The 21,900-nt window shown below is 71.7% G+C and carries 20 protein-coding genes and 1 tRNA gene; 10 read left to right on the top strand and 11 right to left on the bottom strand.

Annotation, left to right across the window (positions count from 1 at the left end; genetic code table 11):
- The first annotated feature begins 60 nt into the window (after nucleotides 1–60).
- The 3 genes from ACW62_RS05335 (at nucleotide 61) to rpmG (ending at nucleotide 854) form a co-directional block, all read left to right on the top strand.
- Complete coding sequence (locus tag ACW62_RS05335) at nucleotides 61–474, top strand: type II toxin-antitoxin system VapC family toxin (RefSeq protein WP_053203022.1); 414 nt, start codon at nucleotides 61–63, stop codon at nucleotides 472–474.
- A 61-nt stretch (nucleotides 475–535) separates the two neighbouring features.
- On the top strand, nucleotides 536–658 hold the full coding sequence (ykgO, locus tag ACW62_RS05330) for a type B 50S ribosomal protein L36 (protein WP_053203021.1): 123 nt from the start codon (nucleotides 536–538) through the stop codon (nucleotides 656–658).
- Nucleotides 659–689: 31 nt separating this feature from the next.
- Nucleotides 690–854 (top strand): 50S ribosomal protein L33, encoded by a 165-nt coding sequence (gene rpmG / locus ACW62_RS05325; RefSeq protein WP_053203020.1) that lies wholly within the window; start codon nucleotides 690–692, stop codon nucleotides 852–854.
- A 51-nt stretch (nucleotides 855–905) separates the two neighbouring features.
- On the opposite strand, the gene ACW62_RS05320 is transcribed toward rpmG, so the two are convergent.
- Nucleotides 906–1,379, bottom strand: a complete 474-nt coding sequence (locus ACW62_RS05320; RefSeq protein ID WP_053203019.1) for a GNAT family N-acetyltransferase — start codon at nucleotides 1,377–1,379, stop codon at nucleotides 906–908.
- A gap of 95 nt (nucleotides 1,380–1,474) precedes the next feature.
- Here ACW62_RS05320 and ACW62_RS05315 point away from each other — a divergent pair, with 95 nt between their 5' ends.
- Both ACW62_RS05315 and ACW62_RS35075 read left to right on the top strand, forming a co-directional pair.
- Nucleotides 1,475–1,888, top strand: a complete 414-nt coding sequence (locus ACW62_RS05315) for a DUF6153 family protein (RefSeq protein ID WP_053203018.1) — start codon at nucleotides 1,475–1,477, stop codon at nucleotides 1,886–1,888.
- A gap of 60 nt (nucleotides 1,889–1,948) precedes the next feature.
- Complete coding sequence (locus ACW62_RS35075) at nucleotides 1,949–3,310, top strand: F510_1955 family glycosylhydrolase (RefSeq protein ID WP_053203017.1); 1,362 nt, start codon at nucleotides 1,949–1,951, stop codon at nucleotides 3,308–3,310.
- Nucleotides 3,311–3,350: 40 nt separating this feature from the next.
- Here the strand turns inward: ACW62_RS35075 and ACW62_RS05305 are convergent, their stop codons facing one another.
- The 4 genes from ACW62_RS05305 to ACW62_RS05290 form a co-directional block, all read right to left on the bottom strand.
- Nucleotides 3,351–4,559 carry an MFS transporter gene (locus tag ACW62_RS05305; RefSeq protein WP_053203016.1) on the bottom strand — a complete coding sequence of 403 codons (1,209 nt, stop codon included), beginning with the start codon at nucleotides 4,557–4,559 and terminating at the stop codon, nucleotides 3,351–3,353.
- Nucleotides 4,560–4,629: 70 nt separating this feature from the next.
- Nucleotides 4,630–6,054 carry an MFS transporter gene (locus tag ACW62_RS05300; protein ID WP_053203015.1) on the bottom strand — a complete coding sequence of 475 codons (1,425 nt, stop codon included), beginning with the start codon at nucleotides 6,052–6,054 and terminating at the stop codon, nucleotides 4,630–4,632.
- Nucleotides 6,055–6,145: 91 nt separating this feature from the next.
- Complete coding sequence (locus ACW62_RS05295; RefSeq protein WP_053203014.1) at nucleotides 6,146–6,946, bottom strand: class E sortase; 801 nt, start codon at nucleotides 6,944–6,946, stop codon at nucleotides 6,146–6,148.
- A 1,091-nt stretch (nucleotides 6,947–8,037) separates the two neighbouring features.
- Nucleotides 8,038–8,114, bottom strand: a tRNA-Leu gene (locus tag ACW62_RS05290).
- Nucleotides 8,115–8,180: 66 nt separating this feature from the next.
- Here ACW62_RS05290 and ACW62_RS05285 point away from each other — a divergent pair.
- From ACW62_RS05285 to ACW62_RS05270, 4 genes are all read left to right on the top strand, one after another.
- Nucleotides 8,181–8,792 carry an ANTAR domain-containing response regulator gene (locus ACW62_RS05285; protein WP_053203013.1) on the top strand — a complete coding sequence of 204 codons (612 nt, stop codon included), beginning with the start codon at nucleotides 8,181–8,183 and terminating at the stop codon, nucleotides 8,790–8,792.
- Nucleotide 8,793: 1 nt separating this feature from the next.
- Nucleotides 8,794–9,936: an ABC transporter substrate-binding protein gene (locus ACW62_RS05280; RefSeq protein ID WP_053203012.1), complete on the top strand. Its 1,143-nt coding sequence runs from the start codon at nucleotides 8,794–8,796 to the stop codon at nucleotides 9,934–9,936.
- Nucleotides 9,937–10,082: 146 nt separating this feature from the next.
- Complete coding sequence (locus ACW62_RS05275; protein ID WP_053203011.1) at nucleotides 10,083–11,363, top strand: ABC transporter substrate-binding protein; 1,281 nt, start codon at nucleotides 10,083–10,085, stop codon at nucleotides 11,361–11,363.
- A 286-nt stretch (nucleotides 11,364–11,649) separates the two neighbouring features.
- On the top strand, nucleotides 11,650–13,380 hold the full coding sequence (locus ACW62_RS05270) for an amidohydrolase (RefSeq protein WP_053203010.1): 1,731 nt from the start codon (nucleotides 11,650–11,652) through the stop codon (nucleotides 13,378–13,380).
- Nucleotides 13,381–13,587: 207 nt separating this feature from the next.
- Here ACW62_RS05270 and ACW62_RS05265 read toward each other — a convergent pair whose 3' ends face one another.
- From ACW62_RS05265 to ACW62_RS05240, 6 genes are all read right to left on the bottom strand, one after another.
- Nucleotides 13,588–14,373, bottom strand: coding sequence for an ABC transporter ATP-binding protein (locus ACW62_RS05265; RefSeq protein WP_053203009.1), 786 nt, complete (start codon nucleotides 14,371–14,373; stop codon nucleotides 13,588–13,590).
- On the bottom strand, nucleotides 14,370–15,368 hold the full coding sequence (locus tag ACW62_RS05260) for an ABC transporter ATP-binding protein (protein WP_053203008.1): 999 nt from the start codon (nucleotides 15,366–15,368) through the stop codon (nucleotides 14,370–14,372). The genes ACW62_RS05265 and ACW62_RS05260 overlap by 4 nt, the downstream gene beginning before the upstream one ends.
- A complete protein-coding gene (locus ACW62_RS05255; RefSeq protein ID WP_053203007.1) occupies nucleotides 15,358–16,347 on the bottom strand; it encodes a branched-chain amino acid ABC transporter permease in 990 nt (329 codons plus the stop codon). The genes ACW62_RS05260 and ACW62_RS05255 overlap by 11 nt, the downstream gene beginning before the upstream one ends.
- 19 nt (nucleotides 16,348–16,366) lie before the next feature.
- Nucleotides 16,367–17,725: a branched-chain amino acid ABC transporter permease gene (locus ACW62_RS05250; RefSeq protein ID WP_053203006.1), complete on the bottom strand. Its 1,359-nt coding sequence runs from the start codon at nucleotides 17,723–17,725 to the stop codon at nucleotides 16,367–16,369.
- Between the two features lie 179 nt (nucleotides 17,726–17,904).
- Nucleotides 17,905–18,654, bottom strand: coding sequence for a DUF554 domain-containing protein (locus ACW62_RS05245; RefSeq protein WP_053203005.1), 750 nt, complete (start codon nucleotides 18,652–18,654; stop codon nucleotides 17,905–17,907).
- 6 nt (nucleotides 18,655–18,660) lie between these two features.
- A complete protein-coding gene (locus ACW62_RS05240; protein WP_053203004.1) occupies nucleotides 18,661–19,083 on the bottom strand; it encodes a PaaI family thioesterase in 423 nt (140 codons plus the stop codon).
- A 61-nt stretch (nucleotides 19,084–19,144) separates the two neighbouring features.
- On the opposite strand from ACW62_RS05240, the gene polA reads away from it, so the two are divergent.
- A complete protein-coding gene (gene polA, locus ACW62_RS05235) occupies nucleotides 19,145–21,835 on the top strand; it encodes a DNA polymerase I (RefSeq protein ID WP_053203003.1) in 2,691 nt (896 codons plus the stop codon).
- Nucleotides 21,836–21,900: the final 65 nt, after the last annotated feature.

The raw sequence follows: 21,900 nt of genomic DNA, 5'->3' as shown, positions 1-21,900 counted from the left end.
CGCCGAGCGGTTCCGGCGCGACCTCGACGATGCCGTCGACCAGGATCCGCTGAACCGTGAGTGGTGACCAGACTCGCGGGGCTGATCGACACCAACGTCGTCATCCACCTCACGGCCCTGGACGCCGCGCGGCTCCCGGACGAGCTGGTGATCAGCGCCGTCACGCTGGCCGAGTTGTCAGCCGGTCCGCTGCACACCGACGACCCTGAGGGGCGGGCGCGTCGCCTCAGTGGGTTGCAGCACACCGAGGCGACCTTCGACCCGCTGCCGTTCGACGCGGAGGCGGCGTGGGTCTTCGGCCAGGTGTCCGCCGCGGTGCTGGCGGCCGGGAGCACGCCGCGGCGTCGCGTCGCGGACCTCCTGATCGCGGCCACCGCCGTGGCCAACGACCTGCCGCTGTACACCACCAACCCGGGCGACTTCCTCGGGCTCGGCCGGCTGCTCGCCGTCGTCCCGCTGCCGCGGCCGCGCTGACCGGGAACACCCGCGCCGCCCTGTGCGTTATGGGAATCGTTCTCGGAAGGAAGGGGTCGCGATGAAGGTCCGCAACTCGCTCAGGTCGCTGAAGAACCGGCCCGGCTCGCAGGTCGTAAGGCGGCGCGGCCGGCTGTTCGTCGTCAACCGGCAGAACCCGCGGCTCAAGGCCCGCCAGGGCTGACGCCGTCCACCGAACTTCGGAAAGGATCCCGATGGCCCGCACCGAACTGCGCCCCGTCGTCAAGCTCCGCTCGACGGCCGGCACCGGGTTCACGTACGTGACCCGCAAGAACCGCCGCAACGACCCCGACCGCATGGTGCTGCGCAAGTACGACCCGGTCGCGAAGCGGCACGTGGAGTTCCGCGAGGAACGCTGATCGTCACCCGGCCGCCGAGCCGATGGTCATGCGGGCCCTTGACGCAGGGGGTCAGCCCAGCTCCAGGATGAGGTGCGGCCGGCTCCAGCCGATCCGCCCGTACGGCGCGATGACGCCGGTGTCGCGGAAGCCGCAGCTGCGGTAGAAGCCGGCCGACGGCGGGTGCGACACGACGTGCAGCCGGTGCAGGCCCAGCGCCGCCGCCTCGGCCCGCAGGTCGTCGATGAGCAGCCGGCCGATGCCGCGGCCCTGCGCGTCGTCGGCGACGAACATGAAGTCGACCTCGCCCTCGCCCGGCCCGCCCCGCCCGGGGACCTGCAGCGTGACGAACCCGAGCAGCTCGCCGTCCGGCCCGTGCGCGACCCGGGTCAGGTGCCGCCCGATGTACGCGGCGTCGATGGTCTGGGTCGCGACCATCACCCGGTACTCGCCGGTGTACGCGGCCGAGGTGCGCACCATGGTGGTCAGCGCCTCGGTCTCCGCGACGGTCGCCGGTGCGATCTCCACCTGCAGTGTGCTCGTCATGTTCGCTCCTTCAATACGAATACCCCGTAGGGGTACCTTAGATACAGGGTGGGGGTATCCGCAAGGTGCCGCCGGGACCTGATTATCGTGGGTGTATGAGGACCGGACGGCAGGCACTGCGGCAGCTGGCGCTGCGGCTGCTGCTCGTCGCCGTGCTGGCCCTCGGCCTGGTCGCCATGCACCACCTCGCCGGCACGGGCGACGGACGCGCGGAAGCGCAGGTCACGGCCATGGACTCCGCCGCGGCGGCCGGCCACGGGGCGCCGGCCGGCCACGACGACGGCGCCGCGTCCGGCGACGACACCGCCGGGCACGGGCTGTTCCACCTGTGCCTGGCCGTGCTGACCGCCGCCGTGTTGCTGCTGGCCGGTTGGCTGCTGCTCGGCCCGCGACGGTGGACGTCGCTGCTGCCGCCCGGTGCGCTGCTGACGCCGCCGGCTCCGGCCCGGCCGCCGCCCCGTCGACACGGCTCCGCGCTCCTGGTGTCCCTGTGCGTCATGCGGACGTAGCCGGTCTGGCTCTGCCCGACCTGCACGTTCGCATGCTCACGCACAGTTTGAGAGGACACGATGGTTCGCACGCGCTTCACCCTGCCCGCCGCCGGAATCGCGGTGGCCGGCCTGTTGCTCGCCGGTTGCGGCGGCGACTCCGACGACCCGGGCGCGGACGCCTCGGCGACCGCCCCGGCGTCCGCCGCCAACGCGGCCGACACCGACTTCGCCCGGCAGATGATCGAGCACCATGCCCAGGCCATCGAGATGGCCGCGCTGGTCCCGTCCGACGGCGTCAGCGCCGAGCTGACTGAGCTGGCGGGCGCCGTCGAGGCCGTCCAGCAGCCGGAGATCGACCAGCTCACCGCCATGCTGGAGCGCTGGGGCGAGGACCCCTCGCCGAGCTCCGGCGGCGGCCACGAAAGCCACGGCGGCGGCTCCGCCGACGGCATGATGTCGGCCGAGGACATGGACGCGCTCGGCGCCGCGACCGGCGCGGAGTTCGAGCGGATGTGGCTGGAGATGATGATCGAGCACCACCGCGGCGCCATCGCGATGGCCGAGGCCGAACGGGCCGAGGGCGCCGACGCCGAGGCGCTGGCGCTGGCCCAGGCCGTCGTCGACGCCCAGGAGGCCGAGATCGCGCAGATGGAGGCGATGCTCGGCGGCGGTGCCGGCGCTGCCGGCGCCGCCGCGGCGCCCGCGTTCAGCCACATCCACGGCCTCGGCGCGGCCGACGGGCTGCTCTACGTCGCCACGCACGAGGGCCTGTACGAGATCAGCGCGGCCGGCGAGGCGGTGCCGGCCGGCCCGGACGACCACGACTTCATGGGCTTCACCATGACCGGCGCCGGAGAGTTCCTCGCCAGCGGCCACCCGAACAGCCGCACCGACCTGCCCGGCGATCTCGGCCTGCTGGAGAGCGCCGACGGCGGCGCGAGCTGGGTCAGCCGGTCGCTGTCCGGCGAGGTCGACTTCCACGCGCTCGACGCCAAGGGGTCGATGGTCTACGGCTGGAGCAGCGGCACCGGCGAGCTGCTGTCCAGCACGGACCGGACGACGTGGGAGCGGCTCGGGCAGGTCCCGCTGGCCGACCTCACCGTCCACCCCGACGACGACCAGACGCTGCTCATCACGACCGAGGAAGGCCCGCGGATCAGCGCCGACGGCGGGCGGACGTTCGGCCCGCTGGACGGCGCGCCGGTGCTGTTCCTGGCCGACTGGCCGCGCGCGGCCGAGCTCTATGGCGTCACCCCCGACGGCGCGATGCAGTACAGCGCCGACGGCGGCACGACGTGGGACGAGCGTGGCGCGCTGGGGGAGCGGCCGCAGGCGATCACCGTCGGGGCCGACGGCTCCGTGTACGCGGCGCTCGAGGGCTCGATCGTCGTCTCCGCCGACGGCGGCGACACGTTCGCCGAGCTGTACGCCTGGGCCTGACCGGTCACGGGGTCCCGGAGGGGCGCGTCCCCTCCGGGGCTCAGGCGATCAGCGGGCCGCGTCCACGGCGGGCCGACGACCACCACAGCGCGATCGCCATCACGCCCAGGGCGGCGCTGAGCACGAACGGCGCCTGCAGTCCCTGCCACGACGCCACCGCGCCACCGCCGAGCGCGCCCACCGCACCGGCGCCGAACACCACCGTCCGCCACGCCGCGGTCACCCGTCCGAGCAGCCCCGGCGGCGTCAGCCGCTGCCGCACCGACACGGCCGCGACGTTGATCACGCCGAAGCCGCCGCTGGTCGCGACCACGACGACGACCGCCGCCCACGTCGCGGGCGCCGCCAGCAGCAGCGCCGGCGTCACGGCGGTGACGGCGATGCCGGCCAACAGCACGCCGCGGTGCCGCTGCCCTCCGATGAACCGGTCGGCGAGCAGCGCGCCGGCCAGTCCGCCGGCCGCGCCGATCGCGAGGAACGCGCCGAAGCCGAGCGGGCCCGCGCCCAGCCGCACGTCCACGTACAGCACGAACACCGCGAACCAGGCGGCATCGGCCAGCGCCACCAGGGCGATCGCGCCCATCAGGCCGCGCAGCACCCGCTGCCGGGCCAGCCAGCCGAGCCCGGCCCGCACGCCGCTGGGGACGGCCGGCCCATCCGTCTCGCGGGCGGCGGTCGCGGCGAGCAGCGCCGCGGGCAGCGTCAGGACCAGCAGGACGGCGATCGCCAGCGTCGCGCTGTTGGCCGCGAACGGCAGCGCGACCCCGGCCGCGAACAGCGCGGCCCCGATCAGCGGGCCGGCGAACTCGTTGCCGGCGACCTCGCCCGCGATCAGCCGCCCGTTGGCCCGCTCCAGCAGCTCCGATGGCACCAGCCGCGGCACGACGGTCTGCGCGGCGGTGTCGCGGACGGTCTCGGCGACGCCCAGTGCGAACGCGGCGACGGCGACCAGCGGCAGCGTCGCGGTGTCCGTCAGCAGCGCCGCGACCAGCCCGAGCAGCACGACGATCCGCCCGGTGTCGGCCGCCGCGAGCAGCGTCCGCGCGCTGCGGCGGTCCGCGAGCGACCCGGCGGCCAGCCCGGTGACCAGCCACGGCAGCGCCGCAGCGGCGCCCACCGCCGCCACGGCGAACGCGTCGTCGGTCAGCGACGCGGCCAGCAGCGGGAACGCCGCCAACCGGATGCCGTCGCCGAGATTCGCCAGTGTCGCCGCCGCCCAGAACCGCCAGAACCGGTCACCCAGATGCATCGGCCCAGCCTACGAGCATACCGCCGGGCGTCGTCCTCGACCCATCAGGACGACGCCCGGCCGGTACCCGTCATCCAGCCTGACCGGCCGTGACCGGCTGCCGCGACCGCAGCGTCACCGCCGCGAGCAGCGCGCCCGCGAGCGCGATGCCGGCGGCGCCGAGGAACGCGGCCGAGAACCCGTCGGTCAGCGCGTCCAGGTCGCCCAGCCGGTCCGCGCCGAACGCCGACGCGACCGCCGTCATCGCGGCCAGTCCGAGCGCGGAGCCGATCTGGTAGCTGGTGTTGACGATGCCCGCGGCCAGGCCGCCCTCCTCCGGACGGGCCGACGAGATCGCCGTGCCCAGGGACGGGATGAAGGCCAGCGACATGCCGAGCGCGGCGAGCAGCGACGCGGGCAGCACGTCCACCCAGAACGAGCCGTCCGGGCGGATCAGCGACAGCCACGCCATGCCCGCGGTGAGGATGGCCAGCCCCGTCACGATCATCGCCTTCGGCCCGAACCGGCCGATCGCCCGCGGCGCGAGCGCGATCATCCCGATCATGATCAGCGCGGTCATCGGGATCAGCGCCGCGCCGCTGGGGAACGCGCTGTAGCCGAGCACCTGCTGCAGGTAGAGGTTCAGGAAGAACCACATCGGGATCCACGCGCCGCCGAGCAGCACCTGGGCGAGGTTCGCCGCACCGAGGTTCGGCGTCCGGAAGATCGACAGCCGCATCAGCGGCTCGCGGCGGGCCGCCTGGATCGCGACGAACACCCCGAGCAGGACGACCGCCGTCGCCAGCCCCAGCCACGTCGACGCCGAGGCCCAGCCGGCCTCCGGCGCGCGGACGATCGCGTACACCGCGGCGCCGAGGCCCGCGGTCACCGTCAGCGCCCCCAGCAGGTCGACGCTACCGCGGGCGCCGCCCCGGCCGGACGGCATCAGTGCGGGCGCCGCCAGCAGCGCGACGATCGCGATCGGCACGTTCACGTAGAACACCCACGGCCAGCTGACGTACTCGGTGATGACGCCGCCGAGGAAGACCCCCGCGGTACCGCCTGCCGGGGCGGCCGCGCCGTAGATGGCCAGCGCCTTCGTCAATTCGCGCGGTTCCGCGCCGAACAGCATCATCAGCAGCGTCAACGCGGCCGGTGCGATCAGTGCGGCGCCGGCGCCCTGTACCGCTCGCCCGGTCAGCTCGACGGCGACGGAGTCCGCCGCCCCGGCCACGACCGACCCGGCCAGCAGCACGGCCCAGCCGATCCCGAACAGGCGGCGCGCCCCGAACAGGTCCGACAGGCGGCCGCCCAGCAGCAACAACCCCCCGAACGCGACCACGTACGCGTTGAACACCCAGGACAGATCGCCCTGGCTGAAGCCCAGGTCGGCCTGGATCTCGGGTAGCGCGACGCCGATGATCGACGTGTCCATGATCACCACGAACTGCGCCGTGGCGATCAGCGCGAGAGCGAGCCAGCGACTCGAGGTCGCTGGTGGAGACATGGAAGACATCAGGTACTCCTTACGGGTATGGGGTATGCAAGGAACCGGAGTCTATACCCTAGGGGGGTACCTTACGAATGGGGGTCGCCGACGCGGCCGGTTACCGCTCCTCGACGCCGATGAGCACGCCCGTCGCGTACATGCGCGCCGACGACCCGTACCGCGGCCAGCACGTCGTCAGCGTGATGCGCCGCTCGGCCGGCTCGGTGCCGTCGGGCTCGCCCGGCACGGGGTCGACGACCCAGGTGTCGGAGATCGCGATCTTGTTGCCGTCGGGGTCGCCGTCCGGCGCGTCGTCCAGCTCGTAGAGGTAGACGGCGCCGGCGGTCTCGATCTCGACGATGTCGCCGGCACGCAGCTCCGGGAAGTCGGCGAACGGCTCGCCGTGGCCGGACCGGTGCCCGGCGATGGAGAAGTTGCCCAGTTGGCCGGCGTCCGCGCTGTCGGGGTAGTGGCCCGGCCCGTTCTTCAGGTCCGGGTCCTCGACGCCCTCGACCATGACCCACTCCCAGTCGGCGCCGAAGCGGGGGATGCGCATGATCGCGTACGCGTCGCCCAGGTCCAGCTCGGCGACGGCGGCCGGCTGGTCAGCGGGCCCGTCGACCGCGGGCCCGTCGACCTCCGGCCCGTCCACCGCCGGCGAGCCGCCGCCGCGCGCGTCGAAGCCGAGCTGGTCGCGCAGGTCGTCCTGGGCGGCGGCGGTCTGGATGCCGGTGCCCCAGAGCGTGTAGACGGCGAACAACAGCACCAGCGCGCCGCCGGTCAGCAGCAGTTCGCCGGCCGCGCCCACCGCGGTGGCCACCGGGCCGCGGCGGGCGGGCGTGCGGTCCGGTGTCGCGTCGTCGTGGTGCCGGGAGCCGGCGCGTCGCCTGCGCCGGCCCGCCGAGCTGGCGTTGCTCACGGTCTGTCCTCCGTCTGTCCCGATCGATCTCCTTGTCAACTAAGGAACTTAGGAGATGGTTCCGGACGCGAGCGACGACACCGCCAACGCCGCCACGTTGGCCGCCACCGACTTCGATAGCGCTACGCAGTTTGGGTGGGCTGATCGCCACGGATGCCTTGGCACTGCTGACCATGCTGGGTATCGGGATGAACCGGACGTGCGGGCGGCGGTCAGCCTAGCCAAGGCGACGGCCGGTGCTGCCGACCGGCCCGGGCGACTCGGTCGGGCGGGCTTCGCGTTGGCTGGCCGGCCGTGCGCCTGGGTCTGCCGCGTTCGCCGTGGTCCGCACGTTGGCCGTCCCCCTGGCGCCCATTTTCTTAGCCGCGCACGCGCGCCTCAAGTCCGCGCCCGCTGTGGTCGGCGTTCGCTGTGGCCGGGGGGCTTGGACTTGACCCGCGCGCACGCGGCCAAGAACGGGCAGCTATCAGGGGGACGGGGGGAGTCTGGGCACGCCTCACTTCACGCGCGCCGGGTGCACCTCACTCGCGTCAGCACCGCACAACCGCCGCCGACGAAGTTCATCCGGTGCTGCGGCGGGTGAGGTGCCCACCACGCGAGTGACGTCGATGATCTGGGACGTCTTCGATGGCCAGAATCGTCCAACGGCGCCCGGAACACGACTCTCGCCATCGAAGACGCGTGAACCGCAGGAGGACGGGTGAACGGTGCACCCGGGCGGGCTCTGCCCGCACTTCCCCCGTGCCCCTGATAGCTGCCCGTTCTTGGCCGCGGTGCGCGCGGGTCAAGCGGTGCTTCGCCCGCGCGAAGCGCCGTTGGGCTCCGCTTGAGGCGCGGTGCCGCGGCTGAGAAAATGGGCAGCAGGGGGACGGCCCACTGCCGCACAACGGCCAACGTGTCCAGTGCGGGATCCCCACCTCACCGTGTGGATTCGCTGCGTCGAGTGGGGTGGATCACTGTTGCTCTGGCAACAGCAACGCCACCCGCCACGCACAGCGATCCCACACCGTTGCGCCGGGCCGGTGGGGAGTCGTGCACACCATGTGCCCTGCGGGCGGCGTGGGTATCGACAGCTAGCGCAGTGTTGGTGCTGGTAGCCCGGGCGGGACTCGAACCCGCAAACAACGCATTTTGAGTGCGCCGGCTTTGCCAGTTTGCCTACCGGGCCGCGCTCCGGCGGCGACAGGGGCCCAGCCTACCCTTATCCGTAACATGCGCCGAGTAGGCTTCCCGGGTGACCGAAACGCCTACGCCAGCCGCGCCCGCCCGACGTGTTCTCGTCGCCGAGGACGAGTCGCTCATCCGCCTCGATCTCATCGAGATGCTGGGTGAGGAAGGCTACGAGGTGGTGGGAGAGGCCGCCGACGGCGCGAGCGCCGTGCGGCTGGCCGAGGAGCACCGCCCCGACCTCGTCGTCATGGACGTGAAGATGCCGGTGCTCGACGGCATCTCGGCCGCGGCCCGCATCGTCGAGCAGCGCATCGCCCCCGTGCTCATCCTCACCGCGTTCTCTCAGCGTGACCTCGTCGAACGGGCCCGCGAGGCCGGCGCCATGGCGTACCTCGTGAAGCCGTTCAGCAAGGCCGACCTCGTGCCCGCCATCGAGATGGCGCTGTCGCGGCACGAGGAGATCACCCTGCTCGAGAACGAGGTCGCCGATCTCAACGACCGGCTCGAGACGCGCAAGTTGGTCGACCGCGCGAAGGGGGTCCTGCAGACGAGGTACGGGCTGAGCGAGCCCGACGCGTTCCGCTGGATCCAGAAGGCCGCCATGGACAAGCGCACGTCCATGCGTGAGGTGGCGAAGGTCGTCCTGTCCGATTCCGAGGGCGAGTCGAAGAGCTGACATGTCGTTGCGTCGTGGCGCGGGGTGGGCCGCGCTGACGGCGGCGGCCGCGCTGCTCTCATCCTGCGGCATGCTCGGCGCGCTGGGCGACGACGACGCCGGCGCGCAGACGGCGACCGTCGGCGTGCTGGTGCCGGAGACCGGCTGGCAGCAGGCCGACGGTGAGGCGGTGCTGGCGGCCGTCCGTGCGGCCGTCGAGGAGACGGCGGGCGACATCGGCGGCTGGACGGTCGAGGTCGTCGCCGTCGACGAGGGCGAGAAGGGCGAGGCGGCGGCCGACGCCGTCACGGAGCTGGCCGACGGCGACGCGGTCGCGGTGGTCGGCGGGCTGAACACGGCGGCGGTGCGCGCGGCGCAGCCGATTCTCGACGGCGCCGACGTGCTGTTCGTGTCGCCCGCGGACGTCGTGCCGGCGCACACGCTGGGCGCGGATCCGAGCGCGCCGCTGCGCCCGTACCGCTCCTACTTCCGGACGGCCGTGGGCGCGGAGGCGCCGGCCGCGGCGCTGGCCCGGTACGCCGTCAGCGGGCTGGGCGCGCGGAACGTCGCCGTCGTCGACGGGGGAGACGCGGCCGAGGCGCAGGCGTTCGCCGCGGCGGTCGACGACCTCGGCGGCAAGGTCGTGGCCAGCGGCGAGGACGTCGCCGCCGTCGTCGCCAAGGCGAAGGCCGAGGGTGCGGCCGCGGTGTTCGTGGCCGGCGACCCGGAGATCGCGGTGCAGACGGACCGTCAGGTCCGCAGCTCCGGGCTGGAGGCGACGCTGCTGGGCGCGACGGCGTTCGGCGGCGACTTCGCCGACGACGGGGCCGACGGCGCCGTCCGGGCCCGGCCCGGGGACCTGGACGCGACGGCGGGGGTGCGGTCGGGCCGGCTGTCCGAGGACGTCGGCGTGCCGCTGGGTGAGTTCGGCGCGGCCGCCCATGACGCCGGGACGGCCGTCGGCACGGTCCTGGCGCGCTGCCTGCCGCCCGCCAGCTCGGCGTCGTCGGCCCGCCGCGGCTGCCTCGGTGAGATGCGTCAGCTGGACTTCGCCGGGGCCACCGGCGAGGTCTCGTTCGACGAGTACGGCGACCGCGTGGGTGGCGCCATCAAGTTCGGCGTCCTACGGGAAGAAGCCTGGGAAGTCGTGGGCATTGACGGATGATGTCCAAGGTCACAGTGTTCTAACAAGATGATCCTGGTTGGCCACCACTACTACGTTTGGGCCGCCGCACGGCATAGGTTTCGGAAATCATCGCAGACCCAACCGGCGGCTGGTGACGGCGGCCGGCTCGGCGAAGGAGACATCTCATGACCCGCACATCGCGACTGTGGCGGTCTCTTGCCGTCGCCGGAGCAGCCTCGCTCGTGCTGGCTGCTTGTGGTGGCGACGACGACGACAGCGGTTCCGGCGGCGAGTCGCCCGGCGGCGGCAACGCCGAGGCGACCAGCGACGAGCCCCTGACGCTCGGCACGCTGCTCCCTGAGACCGGGAACCTCGCCTTCCTCGGCCCGCCGGAGTTCGCCGGCGTCGATCTCGCGATCAAGGAGATCAACGAGGCCGGCGGCGTGCTCGGCCACGACGTCGAGGTCACGCACACCGACTCCAGCGACGCCAGCAACTCGGCCGTCACCCAGCAGTCGACGGAGACACTGCTCTCGGGCGGGGTCGCGGCCATCATCGGCGCCGCGTCGTCCGGTGTGTCGTTCACGGTGCTCGACCGCATCGTGCAGGACGAGACCATCATGTTCTCGCCGGCCAACACCTCGCCCGACTTCACCACCTACGAGGACGACGGCCTGTACTTCCGCACGGCGCCGTCCGACGTGCTGCAGGGCCAGGTGCTCGGCGACACCATCCTCAACGACGGCCACGCCAACGTCGCGATCATGAACCTCGACGACGCGTACGGCAACGGCCTCGCGCAGTACCTCACCGAGACCATCGAGAGCGGCGGCGGCACGGTCGTCGACCAGATCGTCTACGACCCGCAGGCGTCGAACTACACGTCCGAGATCACGCAGCTCGCGGCGGCGGCGCCCGACGCTATCGCGCTGATCGGCTTCGAGGAGACCGTCACGATCATCCCCGAGCTGGTCACGCAGGGCATCGGCCCGCAGCAGATCCCGCTGTACTTCGTCGACGGCAACATCTCGAACTGGGGCGACCAGCTGCCGGCGGGGCTGCTCGACGGCAACAAGGGCACCCAGCCGGGCGCGGAGATCGGTGACGAGTTCCGGAACCGGCTGCTCGAGGTCGACCCCGAGCTGGTCGATTTCAACTACGGCCCCGAGTCGTACGACGCGGCCATGTTGCTGGCGCTGGCCTCGGTCCAGGCCGGTTCGGTCGAGAGCCGCGACATCGCCGACAACCTCGTCGAGGCCTCGCGCGGTGGCACCAAGTGCACCGCGTTCCAGGAGTGCGCCGACCTGCTCGCCGACGGTGAGGACATCGACTACGACGGTGTCTCCGGCCCGATCGAGTTCACCGACGCCGGTGACCCCGAGACGGCGACGATCGGCGTGTACCAGTACGACGCCACGAACAACACGGCGCCTATCGACTTCGTCGAGCGGACGATGTCGCAGTGACCTGACGCAGCACCGCGAAGGCCCCGCCGGGCGTGCCCGGCGGGGCCTTTTCGCGCGCCCGCACCGGGGCGTGATACGACCGTTGACATTTTATACAGTGCTCTTGTAGCTTCCGTTCAAGGCGCCGAAATCAGCTCCAGCCGACCCATTTCGACATCCGTCATGCCTATGCGCGACCACTCTGGTCGCGCCCGGCCCAGCGGTTCCGGCGACGGCGCCACGCCGCTCATCTACGCAGCTCAGCCGCCTGTCCGGCCCATCGTGGCCGCAGTGAGGAGCGATTGCGATGTGCGACACCGACCACAACGAACCCGTCAGCAGCCGGCAGTTCAGCCGACGTCACGCGATCGGCCTGGGCGCCGCCGCGGCCGCCGCCGCGACCGTCGTCCCGGGCCTCACCGGGCGGCAGGCCGCGTACGCCGCGGCCGAGGTCAGCCCGGACAACTACGAGGCGCCCACCGGCCTCGCGCTGGACAGCAACGCCAAGGACACCGCGCTCGGCGTCATCGATCGGAGCGCGGACGCGATCACCGGTCTCAACGACACCATCTGGGAGTACGCCGAGCCGTCGCTGGCCGAATGGAACTCGGCGCTCGCGGAGGCGGACTTCCTGCGCCGGGCCGGATTCCGCATCCAGTGGGCGGTCGGTGGCCTGCCGACGACGTTCGTCGCGACGTTCAGCAACGGCACCGGCAGCCCCGTCATCGGGTTCAGTGGCGAGTACGACGCGCTGCCCGGCGTCTCGCAGCAGAAGGGGTCCACTGAGCACGACCCGCTGGTGTACGAGGACGACCCGTACTCGCCGAACTACGGGTACGGGCACGGCTGCGGCCACTCGGCGCTGGGCGCGGCGGCGGCCGGCGCGGCCGTGGCCACGGCGAGCGCCCTGCGCCGGCACCGCCTCGACGGCACCGTCAAGTTCTACGGGTCGACGGCGGAGGAACAGCTGGTCGGCAAGTCCTACGACGTCATGAAGGGCGTCTACGACGGCTGTGACGTGTTCGTCGACTGGCATCCCGGCCGCAACACCAGCACCGGGTTCGGCTCGAACAACGCGCTGCAGGCGATCGCGTTCAACTTCAGCGGCACGCACGGCCACGGCGGCAGCCCGCTGGGCAACAAGAACGCGCAGAACGCCGTCCGGGCCCTGACGATGCTCACCGACCTGATCCGCGAGCACCACGTGGCGCCGTCGGGCCGCATCCACCACGCGATCCGGCACTCGGCCGAGGCGCCCAACGTGCACGCGGCCCTGGCCGGCGCCTGGTACTTCGTCCGCGAGGCGACCCCGGAACGGGTGGCGATCCTGGCGCAGAAGGTCCGCGACTGCGCCCAGGCCGCGGGCCTGGCCATGCAGATGGAGGTGCACGAGCGCACCGTCGCCAACATCTGGAACATGCTCCCGAACAAGCGCGGCGCCGAACTCGTCCACGACAACATGGTGCAGATCGGCGCGCCGGAGTTCACCGACGAGGACCAGGCGTACGGGAAGGGCCTGCAGGCCGCGGCCGGCATCGCCCAGAACGGCTTCAGCACCGGCGTCGCCGACCTGCGCCCGCCGGCCGACACCTTCCTCGGCGGCGGCTCCACCGACGTCTCCGACATCAGCTGGATCGTCCCGACGCTGAGCCTCGGCACCCCGGTCAGCCCGTCGGGGACGGCCAACCACAGCTGGCTGACCACCGGCTCGACGGTGTCGCATGCGGGCCATGTGGCCCTGATCGCCGCCGCCCGCTACCTCGCCGCCGTCGCCGTCGACCTGTTCACCCAGCCGGCGCTGGTGGCCGAGATCAAGGCCGAGCACGCCGCGCGCACCGCGAACGTGGAGTGGGCCAGCCTCCTCCCGGCCGACTTCCAGCCGCCGGCCATCGCGCCGCCGGACTGGTTCCTGAAGCGGACCGGGCAGAAGTGGCCCAACGGGCAGGTCGCCTGGCCGCCCGAGCGGATCGTCGGGCACACCAAGTGGGACAGCCTCGGCCCGCCCATCCCGCCGGGCAACGTCCAGCCCTACGAGTGAGACGTGGGCGGGGGCCAGGGGGTGGCTGACGGATCTTCGGCGGCGCGGATCGACGCCCAGGAACCGACCAGCTGCGTTGTCGTCGTCGGTCGATGGCACCGCATCGACCTTCTCCTCCGCCTTGCTGGACCGGTCCCTGGACGCCGCCCGCATCCACCAATATCCGTCAGACACCCCCTACGCACCGGCGAGCCCCCGCCCGCCACGTCAGGCGCGGGCCAGCGACCCGAGGTAGAGCTCGATCACCTTGGGGTCGTTGATCAGCTCGCGGCCGGTGCCGGTGTAGGCGTTGCGGCCCTGGTCGAGCACGTAGCCGCGGTGGCAGATCTGCAGGCAGCGCCGCGCGTTCTGCTCGACGATGACGACGGAGACGCCGGCCTTGTTGATCTCGCGGGTGCGGATGAACACCTCGTCCTGGAGGACGGGGGAGAGGCCGGCGGACGGCTCGTCGAGGAGGATGACGCTGGGGTCGGCCATGAGGGCGCGGCCCATCGCCACCATCTGCCGCTCACCGCCGGACAGCGACCCGGCCCGCTGCTTGCGGCGGTCGCCGAGGGCGGGGAAGAGGTCGGTGACGAACGCGAACCGCGCGGCGAACGTCTTCGGCGCCTGGTAGACGCCCATCTCGAGGTTCTCCTCGACGGTCAGGCCGGGGAACACGTTGTTCGACTGCGGCACGAAGCTGACGCCGCGCGACACCAGCTGGTTGGCCGGCAGGTTGGTGATGTCCTCGCCCTTGAGCTGCACCGTGCCCTCGCGCACGCGCACCAGCCCGAACAGCGCCTTGAGCAGCGTCGACTTGCCGGCGCCGTTGGGGCCGATGATGCCGACGATCTCGCCCTCTTTGCAGTAGAGGTCGCAGCCGGTGAGGATGTTGACGCCCTCGACGTACGAGGCGACGATCTCGTCGGCGCGCAGGACGGCGCCCTCGGCGCCGGCCAGGTGGGCCGAGCGGTCGGCGACGGTGCTGCTCTCGGTCTCCTTCTTGCTCATCGTCCGTCCCCCGTCTCGGCGGCGCGCTCGGGCACCACGGTCTCGGCCGGCTCCTGACCGAGCTCGGCGGCCACCTGCTCGGCCAGCGTGCCGCTCTCGAGTTGCTCCTCCAGCTCGGCCAGCGACTGGTCGTGGTGCGCGCCGAGGTAGGCGTCGATGACCTTGTGGTCGGACATGACGGCGTCGGGCGGGCCCTCGGCGAGGATCTTGCCCTGGCCCATGACGACCACCCAGTCGGCGATGTCGCGGACCATGTCCATGTCGTGCTCGACGAACAGGACGGTCATGCCCTGCTCGCGCAGGTTGGAGACGTGCTCGAGCAGCGACTGGGTGAGCGCCGGGTTGACCCCGGCCATCGGCTCGTCGAGCATGACGAGCTCCGGCCCGACCATGAGCGCGCGGGCCATCTCGAGCAGCTTGCGCTGGCCGCCGGAGAGCGAGCCGGCGAAGTCGTCGCGCTTGGTGTCGAGCTTGAACCGGGCCAGCAGGTCCTCGGCGCGTCCGGTGATCTCCCGCTCCTGGGCGCGCCAGGTGAACGGCAGCAGCGCCCGCCAGAACGTCTCGCCGCGCTGCCCGGTGGCGCCCAGCCGCATGTTCTCGATGACCGTCAGCTTCGACAGCGCCTTGGTCAGCTGGAACGTGCGCACCATGCCGGCGCGCGCCACCTTGAACGGCGGCGTGCCATGCAGCGACCGGCCGTTGAACGACCACGACCCGGAATTGGGGCGGTCGAACCCGGTGAGCAGGTTGAAGAACGTCGTCTTGCCGGCGCCGTTGGGGCCGATCAGCGCGGTGATGGAGCCGCGCTGCACCTCGACGTGGTCGACGTCGACGGCGAGCAGGCCGCCGAAGTGCCGCTTGACGTCGTCGGCGATGAGGATGGGATCGGGCTTCTTGGCACCGGGCTCGCGGGGCACGCCGGCGAGGGCGGCGACCGCCGCCTCGCGCTTGGCCGTCAGGGACGTCGGGGTCCTCTGGTCATCGTCAGCGGGCATCGAGCGCGATCTCCCTCCGGTCGCCGAGAATGCCTTGCGGGCGGAACACCAGCAGGAGCACCAGGACGACGCCGGTCAACATGAATCGTACGGCGCCGGTGTCGTTGGAATCCATCAGCCAGTCAGGGATGTACCCCTGCTGGATGGCTCCGCGCAGCGCGAGGTCGATGAACTGGAACGCGAACCAGACGATCGCGGCGCCCAGAACCGGGCCGAACACCGTCGCCGCGCCGCCCAGGATGAGGATGGCGTAGGCGAAGAAGGTGAAGTTGGTGGCGTACACGTCCGGCTGCATCGCGCCCTGGAACAGCGAGTAGACGACGCCGGCCAGCGCCCCCATGACGCCACCGATGACCAGCGACTGCATCTTGTAGGCGTAGACGTTCTTGCCGAGGCTGCGCACGGCGTCCTCGTCCTCGCGGATGCCCTTGAGCACGCGGCCCCACGGGCTGCGCATGAGCAGCCAGACGGTCAGCGTGCAGAGGGCCACCAGCACCCAGCCGACGGCGAGCACCCACAGCACCCGCTCGCGGAACTCGAACGGGCCGAACGAGACCGGCTCGGTGAACGGGTTGAAGTCGTAGAACGTGTTGCTGAAGCCGGTGATGCCGTCGGAGCCGCCGAAGACCTCGCGGCCCGACGCCGAGCGTCCGACCAGGCGGACGATCTCGGAGGCGGCGATGGTGACGATGGCGAGGTAGTCGGCCCGCAGCCGCAGCGTCGGGATGCCCAGCAGCAGCGCCAGGACGATCGCGCCGGCGATGGCGACCACCAGGCCGAGCCAGAACGACATGTCATAGGTGGTGACGATGACGGCGATGCCGTAGCCGCCGACGGCGGCGAACGCGGCCTGGCCGAAGTTGAGCAGGCCGGTGTAGCCGAACTGCACGTTGATGCCGATGGCGGCGAGGGCGAACACGATCGCCTGGACGCCGATCAGCTCGCGCATCGACAACTCGAGGATGTTTCCCCAGTCCATGGTCGTTGCTCCTTCCGCCTCAGCCGACCCGCTCGCGGCGGCCGAGGATGCCCTGCGGCCGGACCAGGAGGATCAGGATGAGCACGACCAGCACACCGGCCGTCTTGAGTTCCGATGGGACCACGTACGCCGAGACCTCGATGAAGATGCCCACGATGAGCGCGCCGACCATGGCGCCCCACGCGGTACCCAGCCCGCCGAGGACGGTCGCGGCGAACACCAGCAGCAGGATGCGCATGCCCATGAGGTAGTCGACGCCCTGGATCATGCCGAAGAAGACGCCCGACAGGCCGGCCAGCGCCGTGCCGACCGTCCACACCAGGGTGATGACGCGGTCGACGTTGATGCCGGACGCGGCGGCCAGCGCCGGGTTGTCGGCGACCGCGCGGGTGGCCTTGCCCATGCGGGTGCGGGTCAGCGCCAGCGCGACTGCGGCCAGCAGCACCACGCAGATGCCCATGATGATGAGGTCGCGCGGCGTGATGCTGATCGGCCCGATGGAGATCGGGTCCTGGTAGGTGTACTCGTCGTAGGTCTCGCGGCCGCCGCCGATGATGAACTGCGTCAGGTAGCGCAGGATCAGCGACACCCCGATCGAGATGATCATCAGCGCGATCAGCCCGGTGGGTTTCTTCCGCAGCGGTCTCCAGAACCCGCGGTCCTGGCCCCACCCGAAGACGGCGCTGATCAGGGTGGCCAGCAGCGCCGCCATCAGCACGGGGATGCCGGCCTGGTTGAGCAGCAGCGCCGTGACCGCGCCGAAGACGATCAGCTCGCCGTGCGCGAAGTTGGTGAGGCCGGTGGTGCCGAAGACCAGCGACAGCCCCAGGCCGGCGAGGCCGAGGATGAGACCGAAGCGCAGGCCGCTGACGAACAGCTGCAGCAGCTGGTTGTTGCCGCCGGTGGCGGTGACGTCCCCGCCGGCCTCGGACTCCGCGCTGCCGCTACCGGGTGTCTCGTCCTCGCCGCCCTCGGACGGTTCGCCCTCCGGTGCGGGTTGCTCGCCGCCGTCGTCCTCGGGCGTGCCGACGCGGAACAGCACGACCTTGCGCTGCTGCGGGTTGACGGTGGTCTCGATGGTGTCGCGGGCGACGCCGGGCGCCGTCGACGGCAGGGTGGCCGCGTCGAGCGTGACGGCGTAGTCGCCAGGTCCGGGGACCGGCACCTCCCAGGTGCCGTCGGCGGCGGTCTGAACGGTACCGACGTCCGCGCCGTCGGCGGTGGTGACGGTGATGGTGACGCCTGCGACGGGTGCGTCCTGGTACGTGAGCGTGCCGTGGATCGTCTCGCCGCTGCCCTGGGCCACCGCCGGGGTGGCGAGCAGGACGGCGGCCAGGACAGCGAGCAGCGCTCCCAGACATCTGGCCAGCTTCTGCACGTGTGGTGTACCTCCCGCTCCCAGGACCGGCCGCACGTGTGGCAGGCACACGTCAGATCGGTCGTCCGATCGTCAGACGTTCGTGCCGGAGCATAACTCGCTTCTGGGACGTCACCGTGGCTGCGGTGCGCCCGAGTCCGGACCGATACCAGTTGGTGACGTTCCGACATTCCTGCACGTCAGGAGCGAATGGCGGCGACAATACTGACAAGTAGTGGTGCCACCAGTAGAGCGGGCAACAGGTCACCGACGGGTAGCGGCTTCATCCGCAGCAGCCGCAGCGCGACGCCGACGAGCAGCAGGCCGCCGGTCGCCGTGATCGCCGCGACGTAGGCGTCACCGAGCAATCCGCCGGCGATGACGCCGACCACCGTCAGCAGGCCCTGCACCACGGCGACGGCGATGGCGGAGGCCATGACGCCCCACCCGAGCGACGCCGCGAACGCGACCGCCGCGAACCCGTCCATCGTCGCCTTGAGCGCCAGTTGGTCGTAGCCCAGCCCCATGCCGTCGGAGAGCGACCCGAGGATCGTCAGCGGACCGACGCAGAACAGCAGCGACGTGCTGACGAACCCCTCGACGAAGCGCCGCCGGGCCTCGCCGTCCCCGTCCCGCGACAGCCGCCGCTGCAGCCCGGACCCGACGTCCTCCAGCCGGGCCTCGATCCGCAGCAGCGAACCGGCGATGCCGCCGATCAGCAGCGCGCCCAGCACGACGAGCACCGTCGCGGAGTCGCCGACCTCGGCGGCGAACCCCTCGTCCAGGACGGCGGCCGCCGAGATCGCCGCGATGAGCAGCGTGACCAGCCCCAGCGCGTCGGTGACCACGTCGCGGGTGCGCTGCGGCAGCCGGTGGCCGACGAGCAGCCCGGCGGCGGAGCCGGCGACGACGGTGACGACGTTGAGGACGGTGCCGAACCCCGGGAACATCCGGCGTCAGTCGCCGGATTCGATCGGGATCAGGAAACAGGTGAGCCGCGCGGTGCAGACCCGCCGGCCGTCGTCGTCGCTGATGACGATCTCGAAGCTGGCCGAGCTGCGGCCCAGGTGCGCCGGCGTGGCGACCGCGGTGACGTGCCCGGACCGGACGCCGCGGTGGTGGGTGGCGTTGATGTCGACGCCGACGGCGTACTTGTCCGGCGCGCCGTACAGGTTGGCCGCGACCGACCCGGCGCTCTCGGCCAGCACGCACGACGCGCCGCCGTGCAGCAGCCCGAACGGCTGGGTGTTGCCCTCGACCGGCATCCGCGCGACCACTCGCTCGGCGCTGGCCTCGACGTACTCGATGCCCATGCGGTCGTCGAGCGGGGCGGGCGGGATGCCGGGCTGGCGGTTGTACGCGGCGACGGAGTCGGTCATGGCCGGACGATATCTCCCCGGACCCTGCGACATTGTCGGAGGCGGCTACTAGGGTTGCCGCGTGGTTGCCGCATCCGATTCTCCCCGCCTCCTGCTCCTCGACGGTCACTCGCTGGCCTACCGGGCGTTCTACGCGCTCAAGGACGCCAACCTCGTCACGACGACCGGCCAGCACACCGAGGGCGTGTACGGCTTCACGTCCATGCTCATCAACGTGCTGCGCGACGAGGCGCCCACGCACGTCGCAGTGGCCTTCGACGTGTCCCGCAAGACGTTCCGCAGCGAGAGGTTCCCGGAGTACAAGGCCAACCGCAGCAAGTCGCCCGAGGAGTTCGGCGGCCAGGTCGACCTCGTCAAAGAGGTGCTCACGGTCCTGAACATCCCGTACGTCGAGAAGGACGGCTTCGAGGCCGACGACGTCATCGCCACGCTGGCCACCATGGCCGAGAAGGACGGCCTCGACGTCTCCATCTGCACCGGCGACCGCGACGCCTTCCAACTGGTCACCGACCACGTGACGGTGCTCTACCCGCGCCGCGGCGTGTCCGACCTCTCCCGCATGACGCCCGAGTCGGTGCACGCGAAGTACGGCCTCACACCGGCGCAGTACCCCGACTTCGCGGCGCTGCGCGGCGACCCGTCCGACAACCTGCCGAACATCCCGAGCGTGGGGGAGAAGACGGCGGTGAAGTGGGTGGTCGAGTTCGGCGACCTCGACCAGCTCGTGGCCCGGGCCGACGAGGTCAAGGGCAAGGCCGGCGACGCCCTGCGCGCCCACCTCGGCCAGGTCATGACCAACCGCCAGCTCACCGAGCTGGTCCGCGACGTCCCGCTCGACGTCCGCATCGACGACCTCGCCCGGCAGACCTGGGACCGCGAGGCTGTGCACCAGCTGTTCGACACCCTGCAGTTCCGGGTGCTGCGCGAGCGCCTGTACGAGTACCTCGAGCCCGACACCGCGCCCGAGGCCGAAGAGGGCTTCGACATCGACGCCGAGCACCTGCAGCCCGGCGAGGTGGCCGGCTGGCTGGCCGAGCACCTCGGCGCGGGCCGCGCCGGGCTGTCGGTGCGCGGCCACTGGGCCCGCGGCACCGGCGAGATCACCGAGCTGGCGGTGGCCACGTCCGACGGCGCCGGCGCATGGTTCGAGCCGGCCGGGCTGACCCCCGACGACGACGCCGCGGTCGCCGCCTGGCTGGCCGACCCCGCCCGCGGCAAGGTCATGCACGACGCCAAGGGCCCCATGCACGCGCTGGCCGCCCGCGGCTGGCCGCTGCAGGGCCTGGCCGCCGACACCGAGCTCACGGCGTTCCTCGCGCTGCCCGGCCAGCGTTCCTACAACCTCGCCGACCTCGTGCTGCGCTTCCTCAGCCGCGAGCTGCGCGCCGAGGACGCCGGCGGCGCCGTCCAGCTGTCCCTCGACGGCGGCGACGAAGCGCAGCTGGGCGCCGACGAGACCGTCCGCGCCCGCGCCGTCCTCGACCTCGCCGAGGCGCTCGAGGCCGAACTCGACAAGAAGGGCGGCCACACCCTGCTCGAGCAGGTCGAGCTGCCGCTGGTCGGCGTGCTGGCCGGCATGGAGCGGGCCGGCATCGCCGTCGACCTCGACCACCTGCACGCGCTGGAGTCCGAGTTCGCCGGCAAGGTCGCGAAGGCCACCGACGACGCCTACGACGCCATCGGCCGCCGCGACGTCAACCTCGGCTCGCCGAAACAACTGCAGGCCATCCTCTTCGACGACCTCGGCATGCCGAAGACGAAGCGCACCAAGACCGGCTACACCACCGACGCCGACTCCCTGGCCGAGCTGTACGCGAAGACCGAGCACCCGTTCCTCGCGGCGCTGCTGCGCCACCGCGACGCGTCCAAGCTGCGGGTCACCGTCGAAGGGCTGCTCGGCTCGGTCTCCGACGACGGCCGCATCCACACCACGTTCGTGCAGACCATCGCGGCCACCGGGCGGCTGTCGTCCACCGACCCCAACCTGCAGAACATCCCCATCCGCACCGACGAGGGGCGGCGCATCCGCGAGGCGTTCGTCGTCGGCGCCGGCTGCGAGGCGCTGCTCAGCGCCGACTACAGCCAGATCGAGATGCGCATCATGGCGCACCTCTCCGACGACCAAGCGCTGATCGAGGCGTTCACGTCGGGCATGGACTTCCACTCCGTCACCGCGTCGCGGGTGTTCGACGTCCCCGCCGCCGACGTCAGCCCGGCGCAGCGGGCCAAGATCAAGGCGATGAACTACGGCCTCGCCTACGGCCTGTCGTCGTACGGGCTGTCGCGGCAGCTGAACATCCCGAACGCCGAGGCGCAGGGCCTCATGGACGAGTACTTCGAGACCTTCGGCGGCGTCCGCGACTACCTCAGCGAAGTGGTCGAGCGGGCCCGCATGGTCGGCTGGACCGAGACCATGCTCGGCCGCCGCCGCTACCTGCCCGACCTCACCAGCGAGAACCGGCAGCGCCGCGAGATGGCCGAGCGCATGGCCCTCAACGCGCCCATCCAGGGGTCGGCGGCCGACATCGTCAAGGTGGCCATGCTGAAGGTCGACCAGGCGCTGGCCACCGAGAAGCTGGCCTCGCGCATGCTGCTGCAGGTGCACGACGAGTTGGTGCTCGAGGTGGCCGAGGGCGAGCGCGACCAGATCGAGGAGCTGGTCCGGCGCGAGATGGGCGCGGCCTACCCGCTGCGGGTTCCGCTCGACGTCTCCATCGGAATCGGCCGTACCTGGCACGAAGCGGGACACTGACTCCTCCGTGTAAACCACACGTTGGTCGGCTGTTTGCATTGTGGGGTAGACCGAACGGACGATCA

It is taken from the genome of Jiangella muralis (assembly GCF_001270745.1).
In the GTDB taxonomy this organism is placed as follows: Bacteria; Actinomycetota; Actinomycetes; order Jiangellales; family Jiangellaceae; genus Jiangella; species Jiangella muralis.
Note: the sequence above shows the minus strand (reverse complement) of the source record. Positions and strands in the feature narration are given on the sequence as shown.

Coding starts and splice junctions, on each gene's coding strand:
- ykgO (WP_053203021.1), top strand. CDS start 536: ATGAAGGTCCGCAACTCGCTCAGGTCGCTGAAGAACCGGCCCGGCTCG.
- rpmG (WP_053203020.1), top strand. CDS start 690: ATGGCCCGCACCGAACTGCGCCCCGTCGTCAAGCTCCGCTCGACGGCC.
- ACW62_RS05320 (WP_053203019.1), bottom strand. CDS start 1,379: ATGACGAGCACACTGCAGGTGGAGATCGCACCGGCGACCGTCGCGGAG.
- ACW62_RS05315 (WP_053203018.1), top strand. CDS start 1,475: ATGAGGACCGGACGGCAGGCACTGCGGCAGCTGGCGCTGCGGCTGCTG.
- ACW62_RS35075 (WP_053203017.1), top strand. CDS start 1,949: ATGGTTCGCACGCGCTTCACCCTGCCCGCCGCCGGAATCGCGGTGGCC.
- ACW62_RS05305 (WP_053203016.1), bottom strand. CDS start 4,559: ATGCATCTGGGTGACCGGTTCTGGCGGTTCTGGGCGGCGGCGACACTG.
- ACW62_RS05300 (WP_053203015.1), bottom strand. CDS start 6,054: ATGTCTTCCATGTCTCCACCAGCGACCTCGAGTCGCTGGCTCGCTCTC.
- ACW62_RS05280 (WP_053203012.1), top strand. CDS start 8,794: ATGTCGTTGCGTCGTGGCGCGGGGTGGGCCGCGCTGACGGCGGCGGCC.
- ACW62_RS05275 (WP_053203011.1), top strand. CDS start 10,083: ATGACCCGCACATCGCGACTGTGGCGGTCTCTTGCCGTCGCCGGAGCA.
- ACW62_RS05270 (WP_053203010.1), top strand. CDS start 11,650: ATGTGCGACACCGACCACAACGAACCCGTCAGCAGCCGGCAGTTCAGC.
- ACW62_RS05265 (WP_053203009.1), bottom strand. CDS start 14,373: ATGAGCAAGAAGGAGACCGAGAGCAGCACCGTCGCCGACCGCTCGGCC.
- ACW62_RS05260 (WP_053203008.1), bottom strand. CDS start 15,368: ATGCCCGCTGACGATGACCAGAGGACCCCGACGTCCCTGACGGCCAAG.
- ACW62_RS05255 (WP_053203007.1), bottom strand. CDS start 16,347: ATGGACTGGGGAAACATCCTCGAGTTGTCGATGCGCGAGCTGATCGGC.
- ACW62_RS05245 (WP_053203005.1), bottom strand. CDS start 18,654: ATGTTCCCGGGGTTCGGCACCGTCCTCAACGTCGTCACCGTCGTCGCC.
- ACW62_RS05240 (WP_053203004.1), bottom strand. CDS start 19,083: ATGACCGACTCCGTCGCCGCGTACAACCGCCAGCCCGGCATCCCGCCC.